Source organism: Methylobacterium sp. P1-11, from assembly GCF_008329595.1.
Taxonomy (GTDB): domain Bacteria; phylum Pseudomonadota; class Alphaproteobacteria; order Rhizobiales; family Beijerinckiaceae; genus Methylobacterium.
Genome location: NZ_NPKS01000014.1, coordinates 82,183 through 100,566 on the forward strand (window position 1 = coordinate 82,183; position 18,384 = coordinate 100,566).

Annotated in this window: 20 protein-coding genes; 10 read left to right on the forward strand and 10 right to left on the reverse strand. The window is 73.6% G+C overall.

The window, feature by feature from the left end; genetic code table 11:
• Positions 1 to 128 precede the first annotated feature (128 nt).
• The 6 genes from pabB (at position 129) to CIW48_RS15905 (ending at position 4,441) form a co-directional block, all read left to right on the forward strand.
• Positions 129 to 1,502: an aminodeoxychorismate synthase component I gene (gene pabB, locus CIW48_RS15880; protein ID WP_149311639.1), complete on the forward strand. Its 1,374-nt coding sequence runs from the start codon at positions 129 to 131 to the stop codon at positions 1,500 to 1,502.
• Positions 1,499 to 2,104, forward strand: coding sequence for an aminodeoxychorismate/anthranilate synthase component II (locus CIW48_RS15885; protein WP_149311640.1), 606 nt, complete (start codon positions 1,499 to 1,501; stop codon positions 2,102 to 2,104). The genes pabB and CIW48_RS15885 overlap by 4 nt, the downstream gene beginning before the upstream one ends.
• Positions 2,091 to 2,957 carry an aminotransferase class IV gene (locus CIW48_RS15890; protein ID WP_149311641.1) on the forward strand — a complete coding sequence of 289 codons (867 nt, stop codon included), beginning with the start codon at positions 2,091 to 2,093 and terminating at the stop codon, positions 2,955 to 2,957. Before CIW48_RS15885 ends, CIW48_RS15890 begins: the two co-directional genes overlap by 14 nt.
• Positions 2,954 to 3,460, forward strand: coding sequence for a DoxX family protein (locus tag CIW48_RS15895; RefSeq protein ID WP_149311642.1), 507 nt, complete (start codon positions 2,954 to 2,956; stop codon positions 3,458 to 3,460). The genes CIW48_RS15890 and CIW48_RS15895 overlap by 4 nt, the downstream gene beginning before the upstream one ends.
• 177 nt (positions 3,461 to 3,637) lie before the next feature.
• Positions 3,638 to 3,778: a hypothetical protein gene (locus CIW48_RS15900; RefSeq protein ID WP_246695262.1), complete on the forward strand. Its 141-nt coding sequence runs from the start codon at positions 3,638 to 3,640 to the stop codon at positions 3,776 to 3,778.
• Between the two features lie 117 nt (positions 3,779 to 3,895).
• On the forward strand, positions 3,896 to 4,441 hold the full coding sequence (locus tag CIW48_RS15905; RefSeq protein ID WP_149311644.1) for a ferritin-like domain-containing protein: 546 nt from the start codon (positions 3,896 to 3,898) through the stop codon (positions 4,439 to 4,441).
• Between the two features lie 51 nt (positions 4,442 to 4,492).
• Here CIW48_RS15905 and CIW48_RS15910 read toward each other — a convergent pair whose 3' ends face one another.
• Positions 4,493 to 4,822: a hypothetical protein gene (locus tag CIW48_RS15910; protein WP_149311645.1), complete on the reverse strand. Its 330-nt coding sequence runs from the start codon at positions 4,820 to 4,822 to the stop codon at positions 4,493 to 4,495.
• 233 nt (positions 4,823 to 5,055) lie between these two features.
• On the opposite strand from CIW48_RS15910, the gene CIW48_RS15915 reads away from it, so the two are divergent.
• The gene (locus tag CIW48_RS15915; protein WP_149311646.1) at positions 5,056 to 5,625 is read left to right on the forward strand and encodes a fasciclin domain-containing protein; all 570 of its coding nucleotides are present in this window, start codon (positions 5,056 to 5,058) and stop codon (positions 5,623 to 5,625) included.
• Between the two features lie 90 nt (positions 5,626 to 5,715).
• Here CIW48_RS15915 and CIW48_RS15920 read toward each other — a convergent pair whose 3' ends face one another.
• From CIW48_RS15920 to CIW48_RS15950, 7 genes are all read right to left on the reverse strand, one after another.
• Positions 5,716 to 6,417, reverse strand: a complete 702-nt coding sequence (locus CIW48_RS15920; protein ID WP_246695263.1) for an anti-sigma factor — start codon at positions 6,415 to 6,417, stop codon at positions 5,716 to 5,718.
• Positions 6,414 to 6,965 (reverse strand): sigma-70 family RNA polymerase sigma factor, encoded by a 552-nt coding sequence (locus CIW48_RS15925; RefSeq protein WP_149311647.1) that lies wholly within the window; start codon positions 6,963 to 6,965, stop codon positions 6,414 to 6,416. The genes CIW48_RS15920 and CIW48_RS15925 overlap by 4 nt, the downstream gene beginning before the upstream one ends.
• Before the next feature lie 165 nt (positions 6,966 to 7,130).
• A complete protein-coding gene (locus tag CIW48_RS15930) occupies positions 7,131 to 7,508 on the reverse strand; it encodes a hypothetical protein (protein ID WP_149311648.1) in 378 nt (125 codons plus the stop codon).
• 179 nt (positions 7,509 to 7,687) lie between these two features.
• On the reverse strand, positions 7,688 to 8,614 hold the full coding sequence (gene mazG / locus CIW48_RS15935) for a nucleoside triphosphate pyrophosphohydrolase (protein WP_149311649.1): 927 nt from the start codon (positions 8,612 to 8,614) through the stop codon (positions 7,688 to 7,690).
• Between the two features lie 61 nt (positions 8,615 to 8,675).
• Positions 8,676 to 8,912 (reverse strand): hypothetical protein, encoded by a 237-nt coding sequence (locus CIW48_RS15940; RefSeq protein ID WP_091776499.1) that lies wholly within the window; start codon positions 8,910 to 8,912, stop codon positions 8,676 to 8,678.
• A 100-nt stretch (positions 8,913 to 9,012) separates the two neighbouring features.
• Positions 9,013 to 9,294: a hypothetical protein gene (locus CIW48_RS15945; protein WP_246695264.1), complete on the reverse strand. Its 282-nt coding sequence runs from the start codon at positions 9,292 to 9,294 to the stop codon at positions 9,013 to 9,015.
• 84 nt (positions 9,295 to 9,378) lie between these two features.
• Entirely contained in the window at positions 9,379 to 11,262 is a 1,884-nt protein-coding gene (locus CIW48_RS15950) for a glycosyltransferase family 2 protein (RefSeq protein ID WP_149311650.1), read from the reverse strand.
• 45 nt (positions 11,263 to 11,307) lie between these two features.
• On the opposite strand from CIW48_RS15950, the gene CIW48_RS15955 reads away from it, so the two are divergent.
• The 3 genes from CIW48_RS15955 (at position 11,308) to CIW48_RS15965 (ending at position 14,833) form a co-directional block, all read left to right on the forward strand.
• Entirely contained in the window at positions 11,308 to 12,261 is a 954-nt protein-coding gene (locus CIW48_RS15955; RefSeq protein ID WP_149311651.1) for a transporter substrate-binding domain-containing protein, read from the forward strand.
• A 234-nt stretch (positions 12,262 to 12,495) separates the two neighbouring features.
• Positions 12,496 to 14,214, forward strand: coding sequence for a lysine--tRNA ligase (locus CIW48_RS15960; protein WP_149311652.1), 1,719 nt, complete (start codon positions 12,496 to 12,498; stop codon positions 14,212 to 14,214).
• A gap of 7 nt (positions 14,215 to 14,221) precedes the next feature.
• Positions 14,222 to 14,833, forward strand: coding sequence for a pyridoxamine 5'-phosphate oxidase family protein (locus CIW48_RS15965; protein WP_149311653.1), 612 nt, complete (start codon positions 14,222 to 14,224; stop codon positions 14,831 to 14,833).
• A gap of 110 nt (positions 14,834 to 14,943) precedes the next feature.
• Here the strand turns inward: CIW48_RS15965 and CIW48_RS15970 are convergent, their stop codons facing one another.
• Together CIW48_RS15970 and CIW48_RS15975 are read right to left on the reverse strand one after the other, a co-directional pair.
• Complete coding sequence (locus CIW48_RS15970; RefSeq protein ID WP_149311654.1) at positions 14,944 to 15,843, reverse strand: transglutaminase family protein; 900 nt, start codon at positions 15,841 to 15,843, stop codon at positions 14,944 to 14,946.
• Complete coding sequence (locus CIW48_RS15975) at positions 15,840 to 18,377, reverse strand: circularly permuted type 2 ATP-grasp protein (protein WP_149311699.1); 2,538 nt, start codon at positions 18,375 to 18,377, stop codon at positions 15,840 to 15,842. Before CIW48_RS15975 ends, CIW48_RS15970 begins: the two co-directional genes overlap by 4 nt.
• Between the last annotated feature and the right edge of the window lie 7 nt (positions 18,378 to 18,384).

Below are 18,384 nucleotides of genomic sequence, written 5' to 3' on the forward strand. Positions count from 1 at the left end.
CGCCCCGGACACGGCCCGCCCTCACGAAGCGGCGGGCCCTGCGTGGAACTGCCGCTTCCCCCGCGGCATCGCCTGTGCGACGGCAGCGGACGACGCAAAGCCCGAGGATAATGGCCCCGAACCCGGTCATGTGGACCCGAGAGATCCCCTTCATCGATCCCGTCGCGGCGGCAGCCCGGCTGCGCGCCCTGCCCGGGCTCGCCTTCCTCGACAGCGCCATGCGGCACGATCCGCTGGGGCGGCACTCGATCGTGGCCGCCGATCCGTTCGCGCGTTTCCGCTATCGCGACGGACGCGCGACCCTCGACGGGAATCCGGTCGCGGGCGGCCCGATGGCGGCGCTCCGGGCCTGCCTCGAACCCTACCGGCTCGAGCCCGGGTCGGAGCCGTTCCCCGGCGGGGCGATCGGGTACCTGGCCTACGACCTCGGCGCGGCGCTGGAGCGGGTGGCGGCGCCGGTCCGGCGGGCGGGGCTCACCGACGACATCGCGCTGAACCTCTACGACACGGTGCTGGTCGTCGACCACGCCGTCGGCACGTGCCGGCTCGTCGCCACGGGTTTCCCGGAGATCGCGCCGGAGGCGCGGCGGGCTCGCGCGGACGCGCGGCTCGCCCGCTTCGCCGACCTGCTCGGCGGCGCGGAGCCGCTGGTCCCGGCCCCCGCCCGGCCGGCCCAGCCGCTCGCGTGGCGCTCGAACTTCGACCGCCAAAGCTATGAGGAGGCGGTCGAAAAGGTCCGCGCCTATATCCGGGCCGGCGACATCTACCAGGCCAACATCGCCCAGCGCTTCACCGCCGACCTGCCAGCTGGATTCGACCCGTTCGCCCTCTACCGGCGGCTGCGCGAGACCAACCCGGCGACCTTCGGCGCCTATCTGGAACTGGAGGGCCTGACCGTCGCCTCGTCCTCGCCGGAGCGGTTCATCCGCCTCGACGGACGGCACGTGGAGACGCGCCCGATCAAGGGCACCGCGCGCCGCCTCGACGACCCGGCGGCCGACCGGGCAGCGGCCGAGGCGCTGCAGGCCAGCGTCAAGGAGCGGGCCGAGAACGTCATGATCGTCGACCTGCTGCGCAACGACCTGTCCCGGGTCTGCGCGCCGGGCAGCGTCGCCGTGCCCACCCTGTGCGGCCTGGAGACCTACGCCAACGTCCACCATCTGGTGTCGGTGGTGACCGGGAAGCTCCGCGACGGGCTCGACGCCCTCGACCTGCTGGAAGGGACGTTTCCCGGCGGCTCGATCACCGGCGCGCCGAAGATCCGCGCCATGGACATCATCACCGAGATCGAGGGCGACGCCCGCGAGCTCTACTGCGGCGCCATCGGCCGGATCGGCTTCGACGGGGCGCTCGACACCGCGATCGCGATCCGCACCGTGTTCATGGACGACAGGCAGGCGGTCCTGCAGGCCGGGGGCGGGGTGACCCTGCTGTCGGAGCCCGGCCCCGAATACGACGAGACCCTGGCCAAGGCCGCCCGCGTCTTCGAGGCCTTCGCATGATCCTCGTCCTCGACAATTACGACTCGTTCGTCTTCAACGTCGTCCGCTACCTGGAGGAGCTCGGCGAAACGATCCGGGTCGTGCGCAACGATGCGCTGGACGTGGCCGGCATCCGGGCGCTCGCCCCCGAGGCGCTGGTGGTGTCGCCCGGCCCCTGCACCCCCGCGGAAGCCGGGATCTCCCTGCCGGCGATCCGGGACCTGTCGGGGGAGGTGCCGATCCTCGGCGTCTGCCTCGGCCACCAGGCGATCGGCGCAGCCTTCGGCGGCACGGTCGAGCGGGCTCAGCGGCCCCTGCACGGGCAGATGACGCCGATCGCCCATGCGGGCGCCCGGCTGTTCGCAGGGCTGCCGGCGCCGATGCCGGTGGGGCGCTACCACTCGCTGGTGGTCGCCCCCGGGCCCGACATGGAGAAGCACCTCTCCGTCGACGCGGTCTCGCAGGAGGGGGAAGTGATGGCGCTGTCGCACCGGACCCACCCGACCTACGGCATCCAGTTTCATCCGGAATCGGTCCTGACCGAGGGCGGGCACGCCCTGTTCGCCAATTTTCTGGGGCTGGCCCGCGCGTGGCGGGAGGGGCAGCGCGATGCTGTGGCGTGACGGCGCCGTCGTCCCGGGGACGATCACACCGCTGGACCTCACCGACCGCGGCCTGACGCTCGGCGACGGCCTGTTCGACACGGCGCTGGCGCTCGGCGGCCGCGTCGCCTTCGAGGAGGCACACATCGCCCGGCTCGTGACCTCCGCGGACGCGCTGGGGATCCCCGCCGCGCCAGGCCGGATTCGGGACGCCCTGCGGGCTCTGGCCGGCGCGGGTGGCAGGACCGGCGACCGGCTCGCGATCCGCACCACCCTCACCCGCGGCTCCGGCCCGCGCGGCCTGAAGCCGCCCGACGCCCCGAACCCGACCCTGTTCGCCACCGCGGCCGCGAGCGCCAGGGCTGCCGCGTTCGCGCCCCTGCGCCTGTGGCCGACGCCGATCGCCCGCAACGACACGTCCCCGGCCGCCCGGCTGAAGACGCTGGGCTACGGCGACGCGGTGCTGGCCGCCCGCGACGCCGCCGCGGCGGGGTTCGACGAGGCGCTGTTCCGCAACACCCGGGGCCGCGTCGCCTGCGCGGGCACCGGCAATCTGTTCGCCCTGTTCGGCACCACCCTGGTGACGCCGCCGCTCGCCGACGGCGTCCTCGCGGGGATCGTGCGGGCGGAGATCCTGGCGCTCGCCGCCGGATGCGGGCTCAGGGCGGAGGAACGGTCGCTGGGCCTGCCCGACCTCTTGGGCGCCGAGGCGGTGTTCCTGACCAACTCCCTCCGGCTCCTGGCGCCCGTGACGGCGATCGGCGACACAGCCTTCCCGGCGGCGGCCGGGCACCCGGCGGTGGCCCGCCTCGTGGCGGCGCTCCGGGCCCGCGTGGCCCAATCCTGCGGCGTGGCGGAGGACGTGGTCGCGTGACCGGCCGCGCCGCGGAGACGGGCCGCCGCCGGCTGCGCTACGGGCTCGCGGCGCTCTACGGGTTCATCGGGATCGTGCATCTCGTGGCGGCCAATGCAATGCTGCCGCTGATGCCCGGCTGGGTGCCGGAGCCGCGGCTCGTCATCCTGGCGACCGGCCTGTGCGAGATTGCCGGCGCCGTCGGACTCCTGACGGACCGGTTCCGCCGAGCGGCCGGAATCGGCCTCGCCCTCTACGCGGTCTGCGTCTTCCCGGCGAACCTCAAGCATGCCTTCGACCATGTCCATGTCGACGGCATCCCGGATTCCTGGTGGTATCACGGCCCGCGCCTGGCGTTTCAGCCGGTCCTCGTCTGGGCGGCGCTCTGGGCCGGCGGGCTAATCGACGGGCCGTTCGGCGGACGAAGCCGATCTGACGGGGCCACAGGCGAGACCTCCGGTGATCCGTCACGGCTGCCGGCAGCTCTGGAAGCGCACGCGCCAGCAACCATCCGGGAACCTTGATCACAGGATCCCGGGATCCTGCGCTCACGGCATGCTTTGATCAGAGGATCCCGGCCGACAGACTGGCCGTCAGCTGCCGTGCGGGTCGAGAGATGGGACCGCCCGGCCCCGATAGGGGCGGACGACATGCCGAAGCGCCGCGACCCGAGCCGATCGCCCCCGCCTCCGACGGATACCGTGCCGGACCGCGACGCGGTGGAGCGCGCCCTCGAAACCGCCCTCGACCGCCTGCGCCCGAAGCCGGGCGGCACCCGGCATCCCGGGCCGCCGCGCGCGGGCTCCGATCGGAAGACGCGCCCCGACGGGGCGGGCCGCTGAGCCCGAAAAGGTTCCTCCACAGGGCGAAGATATTGCCCGGATACAGCCGGCCGGACCGGCGTTCCCCGTGCGGATGCCGCGGACACAGACAGCGGCCCTCAACGGAGACAGAGCGCCATGGCCAAGCAGAAGACGCTGCAGGACGCCTTCTACGAGACCCTGAAGGACGTCTACTACGCCGAGAAGCAGTCGGTGAAAGCGCTCAAGAAATCCGCCAAGGCGGCGGAGCACGACGAGCTGCGCCAAGCCTTCGAGACCCATGCCGAGGAGAGCGCCCAGCAGGTGGAGCGCCTGACGCAGGTCTTCGAGATCATCGGCAAGCCGGCCCGGGCCAAGACCTGCGAGGCGATGCAGGGCATCGTCTCCGAGATGGAGGAGGATCTCGACGACTTCGCCGACAGCCCGGCCGCCGACGCGGTGCTGGCCGCCTGCGCCCAGGCGGTGGAGCATTACGAGATCGCCCGCTACGGCACCCTGAAGACCTGGGCCAGCCAGCTTGGCTACGCGGATGCCGCCAAGCTCCTGGACGAGACCCTGCAGGAGGAGAAGAAGACCGACGCGCTGCTCTCCAAGATCGCCGAGTCGATCAACGTCGCGGGCGATCCCCAGGATGGCGGGCAGTCCGCCGAGGCTGCGAGGGGCAAGGGGAAGAAGGCCGCCTGATCACGGGGCGGTCCGGCGCCCCGGAGGGCGCCGGACCGCCTCCGGGGGCCGTCATTTCGCCGTCTCGATGGCGCTGAGCGGCGTCCAGTAGCAGCGGTCCTGTGTGTCCTTCAGGGCGAGGCAGCCGTAGCTCATCGTCCGGGATTCGAGCCGGACTTCCTCGCCGGCCTTGAAGGACCGGCACTCGCCGCTGGCGAGGCTGCCCTGCAGCAGCTGCCCGAAGCCGGATTCGTCGCCGGCCATGACCAGCTTGAACAGGCGGTCCGTGACCTCCTGGCTGTGGCAGCCGAACCGCTCCTGAGCGATCGTCTCGGCCTCGGCGGGCCGGGACAGGGCGGCGGTGACGGCGAGGGCGGCGAGGGCGGGCAGGGCGAGGCGCATGCGCGGAACATATCCGCGCGCCGCCCCGTGTCGAGCCCTCGGCGTGCGGGGATCGCGGCGCAGTCGGTCGTACGGTACGGGTGCACCCGCTCAGGCCGCGAGGACCCGGGCGGGGCTGAGGCTCCGCCAGCGCGGGCCGGCCCGGCCAAACGTTCCCGCGAAACTTTTCCTCCCCAGCCCCCGTAAGGGCACGCGCTGCCCCGCTCATCGGGGTTGGGACCGAAGGAAACACGATGCTCACCCTGAACACCGGCCGCCGCGCGGCCAAGGCGCTCGCCCTGACCCTCGCGCTCGGCCTCGGAGCGAGCGGCACGGCCTATGCCAAGAATCCCATGGTCGGCGGCGCGCCGATGTACGCCCAGAAGACCATCGTCGAGAACGCGGTCAACTCGAAGGATCACACCACCCTGGTGGCCGCCGTGAAGGCCGCCGGCCTGGTCGACACGCTGAACGGCCCGGGCCCGTTCACGGTCTTCGCGCCCACGAACGGCGCCTTCGCCAAGCTGCCGCCGGGCACGGTGGAGAGCCTCGTGCAGCCGCAGAACAAGGCGACGCTGACGAAGATCCTGACCTACCACGTGGTCCCGGGCGTCTACACCGCCAAGGACCTGACGGCGCTGGCCCGCAAGGGCGGCGGGCAGGGCACGCTCACCACGGTCGCGGGCGAGCCGCTCGCCGTCGAGGTGCAGGGCAAGAAGGTCCTGGTCACCGACGTGAAGGGCAACACCGCCACGGTGACCATCCCGAACGTCATGCAGTCGAACGGCGTCATCCACGTCGTCAACGCCGTCCTGATGCCCTGATCGGCCCGAGCGGTGCGGTGCCCGCGGCCCCGGCAGGGTTGCGGGCGCCGTCCCGGCGCGGGCGCCGTCAGGCACACCGCCGCGATCGCGTCATTCCGCCAGGAGCTTGCCGGTGTAGACCACCGGCCCGGTGGGCTGGCCGCTGGGCGAGCCCCCGGGCGGCTCCACCGAGACGGCGATCATCCCGTCCGGAGCGGCCCCGGCCGGCAGCCTCACCTGGCTCTGCCCGGCGCCGACGAGGCCGAGCGGCCTCGGTCCCTGCGCGCCGACATACCACAGCTCGAGGCTTCGATCCGCCGGCGCCTGGGCGCCGACGGGTCGCACCTGGGCGATGCCGGTGCGCGTGTCGACGCGCACGATCAGCGCGGGCAGCGTACCGCCGCCCTGGACCACGGCGAGGTAGCGGCCGCCCGGCGGTTCGAGGGTCGGTCCGACCGCCAGAAACAGCGCGAGCCCGGCCGCCAGCAGCCCGGCACTCCCGGCGGCCATCCGCCAGCGCCGGACCTGGCCGCGGAGACTCGCGATCTGACGCGCATCCGCGCCGCCCGGCAGCGCCCGCAACAGCGCGGCGCGGACACGCGGCGGCGGCGCCGCGGCGGGGATCGTCTCCGCCAGCGGGAAGAGGCGCCGCTCCCAGGCCTCGATCCGCGCGTGCGCGGCCGGATCCCGCGCCGCCGCCCGCGCGACGGCCTCGCGCTCCCGGGCGTCCAGCGTTCCCAGCACGTACTCCGCCGCGCGCAGGTCGGGATCGCCGGGATCCGCGGCTGGGTCCGGTGCGCCCGTCCCGGTCACGACACGGTCTCCAGGCAGGTCTTCAGGGCAGCCAGCGCGCGATGCAGCCAGGTCTTGATCGTGTTGACCGGGCGATCGAAATGGCCCGCCAACTCCTCGCGCGAGCGACCCTCGCAGTAGGCCAGCACGACGCAATCCCTGTGCAGCGGCTCGAGCCGGCCGAGGCACGCCGCGAGGGCGTCGCGGTCCTGGAAGGCGGCCGCCGCGTCGTGCGGATCGATGATCCGTGCCACCCAATCCTCGCCGCTCTCCAGTTCCGGACCCTGCACCTCGGTCTTGCGACGCACGCTGTCGATCGCGCGATTGCGCGCGATGGTCACCAGCCAGGGCATCGGCGGGCCGGCATCCGGCCTGTAGGCGCCGGCGGCCTGCCAGATCCGCATGTAGACGTCCTGAAGCACGTCCTCGGCCAAGCCCCGATCGCGCTGGATACGCAGGATCAACCCGTAAAGTTTCGGGCTGGAGAGATCGTAGAGTTCGGCGAGCCGGTCCGCCTCACCCCGCGCGATTCCGGCCAGCAGCCGGCGCAGCGTCGCGTCGTCGGCCACCATGAGTCCCCGCGAACCCCGAGGCGCCGCCGATCGGACGCCCCCTCGGACACAGCTTTAGACCAAGCCCCGCCCCCGGACGACATCTTCCTTGCCGCGGCCGCTCAGGATCGGACGCGACGCGCGGGCGGGCGGGCCGTTCGTCCGGGCGCGTCCCGATCCGCGCTACGCGGCGACGGGCCTGACCACGACGTCCTCGGCGTAGACGAGGGTCGCCATGACGCCGGACTGGATCTGGGCGAAGACCGCGTCGAGGTCCCCGACGCTCTGCATCAGCACGGCGCACGACAGGGCGACGATCTGCGGGGTGCACGCGGCCCCCTCGGCGAGGAACGCCCGGATCGCGTCGGCGAGGGATTCGGTCGCCTGCCCCGCCGCGGAGGCGCTGAGGACCTGCGCGCAGTCTTGGCGCAGGGACGCAAGGCTGCCGTCCACGACCGAGACCCATTGCCGGTCGTGATCGTAGATGAGCCAGCGCACCGACCCCGTCGCCACCGGCGCCAGTCCCGCGAGATAGCGCCGAGCGGCCGCGTCATCGAACATGGCGTGGGTTTAACGCCCGTCCACCGGAACGCCAACGTGCCGGGTGCCCCGTTCTGGAGGCCGCCCGATCGGCCGCGCGACGTCCGCGACGTGCCATCGCCGCGCGGAGGTGGATCGGCGAAGACCGCCCGTCGCGGGCTGCGCGGGGATGCCGGGTGTCCGGTCCGCGCCGCGCGCCGCTACGACCGTCCCGCCGCCTCGTCGCGCTTGGCCGCCTGCCACGCGGCCTCCATGGCGGCGAGGTCGGAGCGGCCGAGGGCGCCGCCGGAGGCCGCGAGATGCCGCGCCATGGCGGCGAAGCGGCGCTCGAACTTGGCGGTCCCGTCGCGCAGGGCGGTCTCCGGGTCGGTCCCGGCATGCCGCGCGAGGTTCGCCACCGAGAACAGGAGGTCGCCGATCTCCTCGGACAGGGCCTCCGGATCGCCCGCCGCCAGGGCCTCGGCGACCTCGTCGGTCTCCTCGCGGACCTTGTCGACGACCTGGACGGCATCGTCCCAGTCGAAGCCGTAGGCGGCCGCCCGCCGGGAGATCTTCTCGGCCCGGGCGAGGGCCGGCAGCGCCCGCGCGACGCCGCCGAGCGGGTCCGGCGCCGGGTCCGGCGTCGGGGCCGAGTTGCCGGCCTCGCGCCGCTCCGCCTGCCGGGCCGCCCGTTCCTGCGCCTTGATCGCCGCCCACTGCGCCTCGACCGCCGCGGGGTCGCGCAGGGGCGAGCCGGCGGGCAGGGGCGCGCCGTCCGGGGTGAAGACATGGGGGTGGCGCCGGACCAGCTTGTCGCCGATGGCGCGGGCCACGTCGTCGAACGCGAAGGCGCCCTGCTCCTCGGCCATGCGGGCGTGGAACACCACCTGGAGCAGCAGGTCGCCGAGTTCGTCGCGCAGGTCGCCGAGGTCGCCGCGCGCCACCGCGTCGGCGACTTCGTAAGCCTCCTCGATCGTGTAGGGCACGATGGTGGCGAAGCTCTGCGCCACGTCCCAGGGGCAGCCGGCGACGGGATCGCGCAGCGTCGCCATCAGGCGCAGGAGCCGGCCCAGGGGCGCCTCCGCCGCAGGGTTATCGTCTCGCACCCCGTTCGGTCCGGGCTGGCCCGCATCGCGTGTCTCGCTCATGCGGATGGCGTTAGAGCATGGCGCGGCGCAGGGAAATCCGTTCCGGGAGACCGGCCGCGCCTCAGACCCGGCGGGCGTCGCGCTCGCGCACCTGCTCGGCCTGCAGCCCGTTGAGATAGCCAGTGAGGCGGCCGCTGACCGCCGGATCGGCGCATTGCACCCAGAGGGGCGCCGGAAGGGCGCGAACGGGCAGGCGCAGCAGGAAGGCCTCGGCCGACAGGGCCGCCTCCCGTTCGGAGGCGGCGGCCAGCAGGCGCGCCCCCGCCTGCGTGCCGATCAGGATCGCGATCGTGGTCATGGCCTCTCTCACGGCCTCTCGCCTGGCCTTTCCAGCACGGGACAACGGCGCGCGTCCCGCAGGCGTTGCACGGCGCCCGGCGCGCCAATCCGCGCGGCCCTCAACGCGTCGCCCGGATGCAGAGGGGCTCCCGGGCCGGCGCCAGGGTGAAGGACCCCAGGATACGGCCGAACGAATCCGTCAGCACCGCCCCGGTCAGGAGCATGTTGGCGGCGCTCCGGCACAGGCCGCGGGCGATGCGGATCGCCGCCTCCACGTCGTCCGCCTCCAGGCAGTCGCTGGCGAAGGCGAGGCCGCAGCGGCCGTCCGCGTGCTCGCGGGTGCGTCGAAGGTGATAGGCCGGCATCGCTTGGGCTACCGCGAGGCGGATCACCGGCCGCACGGCCGGCAGCCGAAGCTAGCGGCCGCGCCAGGCGACGCGACTGTTCCAGATCAAGCGGCGCGCACGGGCCGTCTCCCAGGCGGCTCACGGTGTCGCAGGGTTTCGCGGGGCGCCGCAGGCTGCCGCGTGCCGCCGGCGGCGCCGGCCGCTGCGGGAGGTGCGCGCGAGGCCGTGCCGGGTCTTGTTCCAGCGCAGCGGGGCGCGGACCAGTTCGATCAGCGCCAGCCAGGCCGCCAGGCTGACCAGCAGGAAGTAGATCGGCATCCACGGGACCGACTGGGCGAGGTCCCCCCAGCCGCGCCGGGCGCAGCCGACGAGGGCGGGGAGGACCAGGGCGGCGAGCCCGGTCCCGAACAGCGTGATGGCGAGCCCGGTGGAGAGGTTGTCCAGGAAGACTGGTGCGGCCGGGATGTCCAGGACCAAGAAGGACCAGGCCGCCGCGACGAGGCAGACCGGGTAGGCGAGTGCCGACGCCACCGTGCCGGGGACCAAAGCGGCGGCGCAGAGCGCCTCCAGGCCGCCGAGGCTGCGCGCGTTGGCGAGGGGGCGCCGCCCGTGGGTGAGGCTCGTCTGGACCAGCCCCTTCAGCCAGCGGGTGCGCTGTCCGAGCCAGGGCCCGAGGCGGGCCGGGGCCTCCTCGAAGGTGGGGCTGGGCAGGTCGCCGACCGCGTAGCCCGCCAGCGCGAGGCGCAGGCCGAGATCGGCATCCTCGGTGACGTTGTGGGCATCCCAGCCGTGCAGCGCCCGCAGCACGCGGGTGCGCAGGTGCATCGAGGTGCCGCCCAGCGGGACCGGCAGGCCGCACCGGGCGAAGGCCGGATTCAGCACGTCGAACAGGCCGGAATATTCGAGGGCGAAGGCGCGGGCGAGGCGCGAATCGCCGGCATTGTCGATGACGAGCCGGCCCTGGAGGCAGGCGGTGCGCGCGGGCAGGCGCGCGAACAGGGCGGCCGCCAGGCGCAATTGCCCGGGATCGGGCACGTCCTCGGCGTCGTAGACCGTGAGCAGGGCGCCGCGGGCCAGCGGCAGCGCGGCGTTGAGCGCCCGGGGCTTGGTGCGCGGCTCGCCCGGCGGCACCGTGATCACCTCGAACCGGGCCGGCAGCGTGTCGCGGGGGAGGGCTGCCGCGGTCTCCGCGTCGTCGGCCTCGAGCAGCAGCTTGATGTCGAGCTTGGCGGCGGGATAGTCGAGGGCGGAGAGCGCCTTGAGCAGATCCGGCACCACCGCCGCCTCGCGGTGGAGGGGGGCGAGGATCGTGTAGACCGGCAGGTCCGCCTCGGCGAGGGGCGTCACCGCCTCCGGCGCCACCGGGGCCGCGATGGCGAGGGCCGCGATCCGGAGGGCCGCCATGGCCAGGAACAGGATCTGCCCGGCCATCATCATCGCGCGCGCCAACGGGTCCGGCAACGCCGCGCACAGGCAGAGCGCGGCGGTGAGGCCGAGGGCAAGGACCGCCAGCCAGCGGAGAGCCGGTTCGGGAGCCGTCGCCCGCTCGGGCGCGCGCCGCCGCAATTCGTGCGCCGCGTAATCCGCCACCTGCTCGGGGATGGCCGCGAACACGGCCTCGCGCAGGTGGGTGGGGCTGGCGATCGCCGGCACGGCGGCGCGGCCCGGCATGTCGAGGAGGTCCGCGATCGCCCGGCCGCGGGGCGCCAGCACCCAGGGCGCCACCGATCCCGGCACCAGGGGCGCGAGGCCGGCCACCAGAGTGTCGGGGAAGCGCAGGCCCAGGCCGAACGGGATCGGGCCGTCGAGATAGGGGGCGCCGAGCACCCGGGCCAGGGCCGCGTAATAGGCCGATTCCGCGATCAGGCCCGCATTCATCAGGGTGGTCGCCGCGTCGGTCCCGGCCTCGGCCGCCTCGGCAGCCGCCCGAATCAGCAGCCGGCCGTCGACGCCCTCGGCCAGCAGGAAGGCGATCTCCGGCGGCAGGGCCGCCGGCTCCACGGGCGGGCGCTGGAACGACACGCCACGCGCTCCCCCGGTGGCTCCAGGACGTGGTAGAGGAGGGGGGTGAGCCAGTCCCCGCCCCCGCGCTCCGAGAGGAGCACCACCCCTTCCCCGTCGTCAAGAGGCGATAGGACAGGCATCCCATTCCGGGTGGCGACGGCCGCGCTCGCTGCCGCGCTTCTCGGGGCGCTCCTCGGGGCGACCCCCGTCGGCGCCGCGGCGGCGACCGAGCCCCGGGCCGTCACCCCCGCCGTCACGGTGCCGGATTTCTGGAACCCGCGCAGCCGGGGCGAGCGGATCGAGGCGCCGCAGACCGGCCGGGCGGTCCGCTTCCTCACCGACGACGAGTTCCCGCCGCTGCACTTCGCCGGCCCCGACGGCAACCCGACGGGCTTCGTGGTCGAACTCGCCCGGGCCGTCTGCGAGAAGCTGACGATCCCCTGCACGGTGCAGGCGCGCCGCTTCGACACCCTGCTGGACGCCCTCGACGGCAAGCAAGGCGACGTGGTCGCGGCCGCCATCCCGCTGACCGCGTCCCTGCGGTCGAAATTCCTGGCGACGCGGCCCTATTTCCGCTGGCCGGCGCGCTTCGCCGCGCGGGCCGACAAGGGTCTGCCGGTGCCCTCGGCGGCGGCGCTCGCCGACCGCAGCGTCGGGGTCATCGCCGGCAGCGCGCATGCGGCCTACCTCAAGGCGTTCTTCCCGAAGGCCGTGCCGCGGGACTTCACCGACCTCGCGGCGGCCGAAGGCGCGCTCAAGCGCGGCGAGATCGACTACGTCTTCGCCGACGGCCTCAACCTCGCCCTCTTCGTCGGCGGCCAGGACGCGGAGAATTGCTGCGCGCTGACCGGCGGCGACTACCTGGAGAACCGGTATTTCGGAGAGGGGATCGGCCTGATCACGCGCCAGGAGGACGCGGCCCTCTCCCGGGCGCTGGACGACGCGCTCCAGCGGGTCTGGGACGACGGGAAATACACCGAATTGTACCTGCGGTTCTTCCCGGTGAGCCCGTTCTGAGGGGCGCGGCGCCTCAGGATGAGGTGGAGATCTGGACATCCGGGATGTCGTCCTGGCGCGTTCGCGAATCCGTTCGCATGCGGGGACGTGTCCGCTGAGCCGAAACCGAGATGCGCCGTCACAGGCCGCGAGGGCGGGCCCGCGATGGAACCCCGCATTGCGCTGTCGGGCGTTCCGCTCCGATGCGAACCGCTCTAGGGTGCGCGCTCCCAGATCGCATTCACCCCCGAAGACATGGCCGCCGCTCCCCCAGCCCTGACCCTCGACGCCGACACCATCGAGGCCGCCGCCAACGCCGCCGCCTGGCCCTTCGAGGAGGCCCGCAAGCTCGTGGCGCGGCTGGAGAAATCCGGCAAGAAGGAAGTGCTGTTCGAGACCGGCTACGGCCCCTCGGGCCTGCCGCATATCGGCACGTTCGGGGAGGTCGCCCGCACCTCCATGGTGCGGCACGCCTTCCGGGTGCTCACCCGCGACGCGGTGCCGACCCGGCTGATCGCCTTCTCGGACGACATGGACGGGCTGCGCAAGGTGCCCGACAACGTGCCGAACCGGGAGATACTGGCCGCGCATCTCAACCAGCCGCTCACCCGCGTGCCGGACCCGTTCGGCACCCATGACAGCTTCGGGGCGCACAACAACGCCGAATTGCGCCGCTTCCTCGACGCGTTCGGGTTCGCCTACGAGTTCCGCTCGGCGACGGAATGCTACCGCGCGGGCGTGTTCGACGCGACGCTGCTGCGCGTGCTCGAGCGCTACGATTCCGTGATGGAGATCATGCTCCCGTCGCTGCGGGCCGAGCGCTCGGCGAGCTACTCGCCGTTCCTGCCGCTCCACCCGGTCACCGGCCACGTGATGCAGGTGCCGATCGACGAGGTGAAGGCGGAGAGCGGCACGATCGTGTGGCGCGATCCCGCCACGGGCGAGCGCTACGAGACGCCGGTGACCGGCGGCCACGCCAAGCTGCAGTGGAAGCCCGACTGGGCGATGCGCTGGGTGGCGCTCGGCGTCGATTACGAGATGGCCGGCAAGGACCTGATCGACTCGGTCAAGCTCTCCGCCAGGATCGCCCGGGCGCTCGGCGGCGAGCCGCCGGAGGGCTTCAATTACGAGCTGTTCCTGGACGAGAAGGGCCAGAAGATCTCGAAGTCGAAGGGCAACGGGCTGACCATCGACGCGTGGCTCACCTACGGCACGCCGGAATCACTCGCCCTGTTCATGTACAACAAGCCGCGCGAGGCCAAGCGCCTGTTCTTCGACGTGATCCCCCGGCACGTCGACGAGTATATCGGCTTCCTCGACCGCTATGCCGGCCAGGACGCGAAGCTGCGCCTCGGCAACCCGGTCTGGCACCTCCATGCCGGCAACCCGCCGGAGCCCGAGAAGGTCGAGGGCGCGAGCCTGACCTTCGCGATGCTGCTCAATCTCGCCGCGGTGGCCAATACCGAGGATCCGGCGGTGCTGTGGGGCTTCATCCGCCGCTACGCGCCGCAGACCGGACCGGAGACCCATCCGGGCCTCGACCGGCTGGTCAGGCACGCGCTGAAGTACTTCTCGGACTTCGTGCGGCCCGCCAAGACCTACCGGGCGCCCACGCCCGAGGAGCGGGCGGCCCTGGAGGATCTGTCGGAGACGCTCGAGGCGCATGCCGGCTCCACCGATCCGGAGGCGCTGCAGGCGGCGGTCTACGAGGTCGGCCGGCGCCACTTCCCCGACACGTCCGGCAAGGCCAAGAGCCCGGACGGGCGGCCCGGCGTGTCGCAGGCGTGGTTCACGAGCCTCTACAACGTGCTGTTCGGCGAGGCGCGCGGGCCGCGGTTCGGTTCCTTCGTGGCCCTCTACGGCGTCGCCGAGACGCGGGGCCTGATCGCGTCGGCCCTGTCGGGGGCGCTGGTGGCCGAGCACGCGGGCTTCGCGGCCGGCAAGGCGACGCCGGTCGCGTCCCCGGTCGCGTGAGGGCGCGATGATCATCGACAGCCTCGCCGCGCTGGAGGCGATCTACCATGCGCCCCTGGCGCCCGCCTCAACGACGAAGGTGGCGGGCTCGATCACGCCGGACTACGCGGCGCTGATCGCGGCCTCGCCCTTCGCGGTGCTGGCGACCTCCGGCCCGGAAGGGCTCGATTGCAGCCCCCGCGGGGATCAGCCGGGCTTCGTGCGGGTCGCCGATCCGCGCACGCTGATCCTGCCGGACCGGCGGGGGAACAACCGGATCGACTCGCTCCGCAACATCGTGCGCGATCCGCGGGTGGCGCTGCTGTTCCTGATCCCGGGCTCGGGCACGACGCTGCGGGTGAACGGGCGGGCGGTGATCTCGGCTGATCCGGAGCTGCTCGCGACGTTCCGGGTCGACGGCCACGCGCCGCGCACCGCGGTCGTGATCACCGTCGCGGAGATCTACTTCCAGTGCGCAAGGGCGATCATCCGGGCCAGACTGTGGGATCCGGATTCCCGCGTCGACCCGGCGACCCTGCCGACCCCCGGCGCGATCCTGGCGGCGCTCACCGCGGGTGAGGTCGGCGGTGCGCGCTACGACGCGGAATGGCCGGAGCGGGCGGCCAAGACGATGTGGTGAGGGCCGGCGTCCACGAGACGCCGCGATCGTTGCAGGTGCGCCTCCGCGAAGCCGGGCCGGGGCGGGCCCCCGACACCACCGTCTCTGCGAGCGGAGCGGCCGAAGCCACCTCACCCCACCAGCGCGAGATCCTGCGTCTCGGTATCGGGGATGACGTCGACCTCGACCTTGAGGCGCTGCTTGCCCGAGCCGCTGACGATGCCGTCGACCGGGGCCACGTCGCCGTAGTCACGGCCGCGGGCCACCACGATGTGGTCGTCCCGCACCGCCACGCCGTTGGTCGGGTCGAGGCCCAGCCAGCCCTCGCCGCACCAGACGGCCACCCAGGCGTGGCTCGCATCCGCCCCGCGCAGGCGCGGGCGGCCCGGCGGCGGCACGGTGCGCAGGTAGCCGCTGACATAGGCCGCCGGCAGGCCCATGCCGCGTAAGCCCGCGATCATCACGTGGGCGAAGTCCTGGCAGACCCCGGCCCGGAGCGCGAAGGACTCGGCGAGCGGCGTGGCGACGGTGGTGGCCTTGGAATCGAAGCGGAAATCCCGGCCGATCCGCAGCATCAGGTCGTGGGCCGCCCCGTAGGCGCTCCGGCCGGGCGCGAAGCTGGGCCTCGCATAGTCGGTGAGTGCGGGCAGCAGCGGCACCCGGCCGCTCGGGAACAGGAAGTGCACAGGCGCCCGGCCGCCGAGGTCGCGCCCGGCCACCACGGCGTCGCGGACCCGCTCCCAGGGCATCCCGGATTCGGGCGGCGGCGGGGCGGGACGCTCGACCCGGACGGTGGAGAGCGCCTCGACGCTGAAGGTGGTGTGGGGCGCTTCCAGGGTGATCGCCACCGCGTCGATCCCGAAATAGTCGCGCCGCATCACCGCGCGGGTGGGGCTCGGATCGATGGTGACGGCGCTCGCCAGCACGCTCTGGCCCTCGCAATCCTGCGGCTTGAGCCGCAGGGTGCAGCGGGCGAAATGCACCGGCTTGCCGTAGCGGTAGGTGGTGCGGTGGCGCAGCGTATAGATCACGCCAGCCCCGTCAGCTTCTCGGGACGCAGCGCGTTCGGCCCGGTGGGGAAGTAGCGGACCGCGATCCCGTCGGCGAGCCGCTCCAGGTCGGTCGCGAGCGCGGTGAGGCGCACGGCATCGAAATCCGCGGCCTCGCCGCTGCGCAGCTCCGACAGGATCCGGGTGGCGAGGCGGCAATGCGGCTCGGGGATCCCGTCCGCGGCCAGAGCCGGCAGATCGGTGAGGTGGCGGGTGATCGCCTCCGCCTGGAAGGCGATCGAGCGCGGGTTGTAGGGATCGAGCAGGACCATGTCGCGGACCGGGTCGAGGGCCGCGCCCTGCATGTAGCGGCGCCCGTAGCTGATCTGCGAGTCGCAGAGGGACAGCATCACCCCGAGGCAACCCGGGGTCGCCTCGTCGTTGGCGAAGGCCAGCGCGAAGGTGCAGGTGTTGATCGCCCGCTCGACGCGCCGGCCGAGCTCGACGAAGTGCCAGCCCTCCGCCCGGCTCATGTTCTCATGCGTGAGCCCGGAGAGCGCCGCGAGGTGGCTCAGCGCCTGCTCGGCGCGACCGGCGAGCTGCGACTCGGTCAGCGCCCGCTCGGTGTCGAGGGACAGGAACTCGTCCAGGTCGGCGAGCACCCGCCAGGTCTCGCCGGACAGGCGGGCGCGGAGTGCGGCGGCGTTGCGGCGGGCCGAGACGGTGTGGGCGTGGGCCGAGCCCGGCCGCTGATGCCCGGCCAGCGCCTCCTGGGCGAGGCGGGCGGTGGGCAGGTCGGCCGCGCCGATGCTGCCCCATTCGTGCAGGAGGGTGCGCAGCGCCAGGGCCGCGGGCGTGTCGAGGGCGCCCGAGATGTCGGCCCCGACCGCGTCGCCGACGCTGCGCAGATGGGCGAGGACGAGCCGGATCACCGCCTCGGCGCGCTCGAGATAGCGGCCGAGCCAGAACAGGCCGTCGGCCGCCCGGGAGGGCAGGTGGCCTCCGACCCGCCGCACCCGCGGGGCCGCGTGCGAGCCGATCAGCGGCGCCGCGATCGGCTTCTCGGACAGGATCCAGACATCGGCGGAGCGGATGCCGAGCCGCATCTCGATCGGATCGACGTCCTCGCGCTCCGAGACGCGGCAGAAGCCGCCCGGCATGACCTGCCAGCCGAGCGGCGTCCGCGTGGCGAAGACGCGGACCACGAACGGGCGGGGCACCAGGACGAGGCCGGCCTCGCCGCGCTCCCAGCCCGGCATGGTCGAGAGCGGCGCGGCCTCCTGGGCGACGTAGTCGAGGGGCCGGTCGCGCAGGGCCGCCACGACCCGCTCGCGCTCGGCCGCCAGGACCGGCCCCGCCAGGATCGCGTCGCGCCCCGCACCGCGCTGGGGCGTGGCGGCCGGGCGCAGGGTCAGGCTGTCGAGATTGGCCTGCGCGTGCGCCAGGCCCTCGAGATCGCCGCACCACCACGTGCGCGGATGGCCGAGCCGCAGGGGCGCACCCAGCACCCGGCGGGCGATGCCGTCGAGATAGGGCGCGAGCGCCGCCGACTCGACGAGCCCCGCCCCCGGCATGTTGGCCATCACCAGGGAACCGTTGCGCAGGGCGTCGAGGATGCCGGGCACGCCGAGCCGCGAGGCCGGGTTCAGCTCCAGGGGATCGAGGAAGTCGGCGTCGATCCGCCGCCACAGGGCGTCGGCGCGCTTCAGGCCCGAGACGGTGCGCACGTGCAGGCACCCGTCCCGCATGACGAGGTCGTCGCCCTCCACCAGCATCAGGCCGAGATAGCGGGCGAGCGCCGCCTGCTCGACATAGGTGCTGCTGTAGGGGCCGGAGGTCAGCAGGCAGATCCGCGGGTCGGCGCGCTCGGCACCGAGCGCCAGCCCATCGCGAAAGGCCTGGAAGAAGGCCGGCAGGCGCTCGACGTGAAGGTCCTGGAAGAAGTCCGGGAAGGTCCGGGCCAGGACCATCCGGTTCTCCAGCGCCCAGCCGAGGCCCGAGGGCGCCTGCGTCCGGTCGGCGAGCACCTGCCAGCGCCCGTCCGGTCCCCGGCCCAGATCGGCGGCGTAGAGCTTCAGGTAGTGGCCGCCGGGGGGCGCGACGCCGTGGAGCGGGTGCAGGAATTCGGGGGTGCCGGCCACGATCGCGGCGGGCAGGAGCCCCTCGGCGACCAGGCGGCCCTCGCCGTAGGCGTCGGCGAGGATCGCCTCCATCAGCTCGGCGCGCTGGACGATCCCGGCGCTGAGCGCCTCCCATTCGGGCCCCTCGATCACCAGGGGCAGGCAGCCGAGCGGCCAGGGATGCTCGCGCTGGTCGCCGGCGATGCGGAACGAGATGCCGGCATCCCGGATGTGCCGCTCCGCCGCGACGAAGCGGGCCATGATCTCCGGCTCGGTGAGGCCGCCGAGACGGTCGAGCAGGCGCGGCCACGCCCCGCGGGGCCGACCGTCGGGTCCCAGGAACTCGTCCGGCCGGCCGGGGGCGGGCCGATAGCCCGCGCTCCAGCGGGCGACGCGCTCCCGCGGGCCCTCCGGCGGCTCGGCCCGGGCGGCGCCGGCCGCGAGCGCCGCCTCCATCACGGTC

Bases quoted from the DNA above. Each gene is read 5' to 3' on its own strand.
- pabB (WP_149311639.1), top strand. From the start codon at position 129: ATGTGGACCCGAGAGATCCCCTTCATCGATCCCGTCGCGGCGGCAGCC.
- CIW48_RS15885 (WP_149311640.1), top strand. From the start codon at position 1,499: ATGATCCTCGTCCTCGACAATTACGACTCGTTCGTCTTCAACGTCGTC.
- CIW48_RS15890 (WP_149311641.1), top strand. From the start codon at position 2,091: ATGCTGTGGCGTGACGGCGCCGTCGTCCCGGGGACGATCACACCGCTG.
- CIW48_RS15905 (WP_149311644.1), top strand. From the start codon at position 3,896: ATGGCCAAGCAGAAGACGCTGCAGGACGCCTTCTACGAGACCCTGAAG.
- CIW48_RS15910 (WP_149311645.1), bottom strand. From the start codon at position 4,822: ATGCGCCTCGCCCTGCCCGCCCTCGCCGCCCTCGCCGTCACCGCCGCC.
- CIW48_RS15915 (WP_149311646.1), top strand. From the start codon at position 5,056: ATGCTCACCCTGAACACCGGCCGCCGCGCGGCCAAGGCGCTCGCCCTG.
- CIW48_RS15930 (WP_149311648.1), bottom strand. From the start codon at position 7,508: ATGTTCGATGACGCGGCCGCTCGGCGCTATCTCGCGGGACTGGCGCCG.
- mazG (WP_149311649.1), bottom strand. From the start codon at position 8,614: ATGAGCGAGACACGCGATGCGGGCCAGCCCGGACCGAACGGGGTGCGA.
- CIW48_RS15940 (WP_091776499.1), bottom strand. From the start codon at position 8,912: ATGACCACGATCGCGATCCTGATCGGCACGCAGGCGGGGGCGCGCCTG.
- CIW48_RS15960 (WP_149311652.1), top strand. From the start codon at position 12,496: ATGGCCGCCGCTCCCCCAGCCCTGACCCTCGACGCCGACACCATCGAG.
- CIW48_RS15965 (WP_149311653.1), top strand. From the start codon at position 14,222: ATGATCATCGACAGCCTCGCCGCGCTGGAGGCGATCTACCATGCGCCC.
- CIW48_RS15975 (WP_149311699.1), bottom strand. From the start codon at position 18,377: ATGGAGGCGGCGCTCGCGGCCGGCGCCGCCCGGGCCGAGCCGCCGGAG.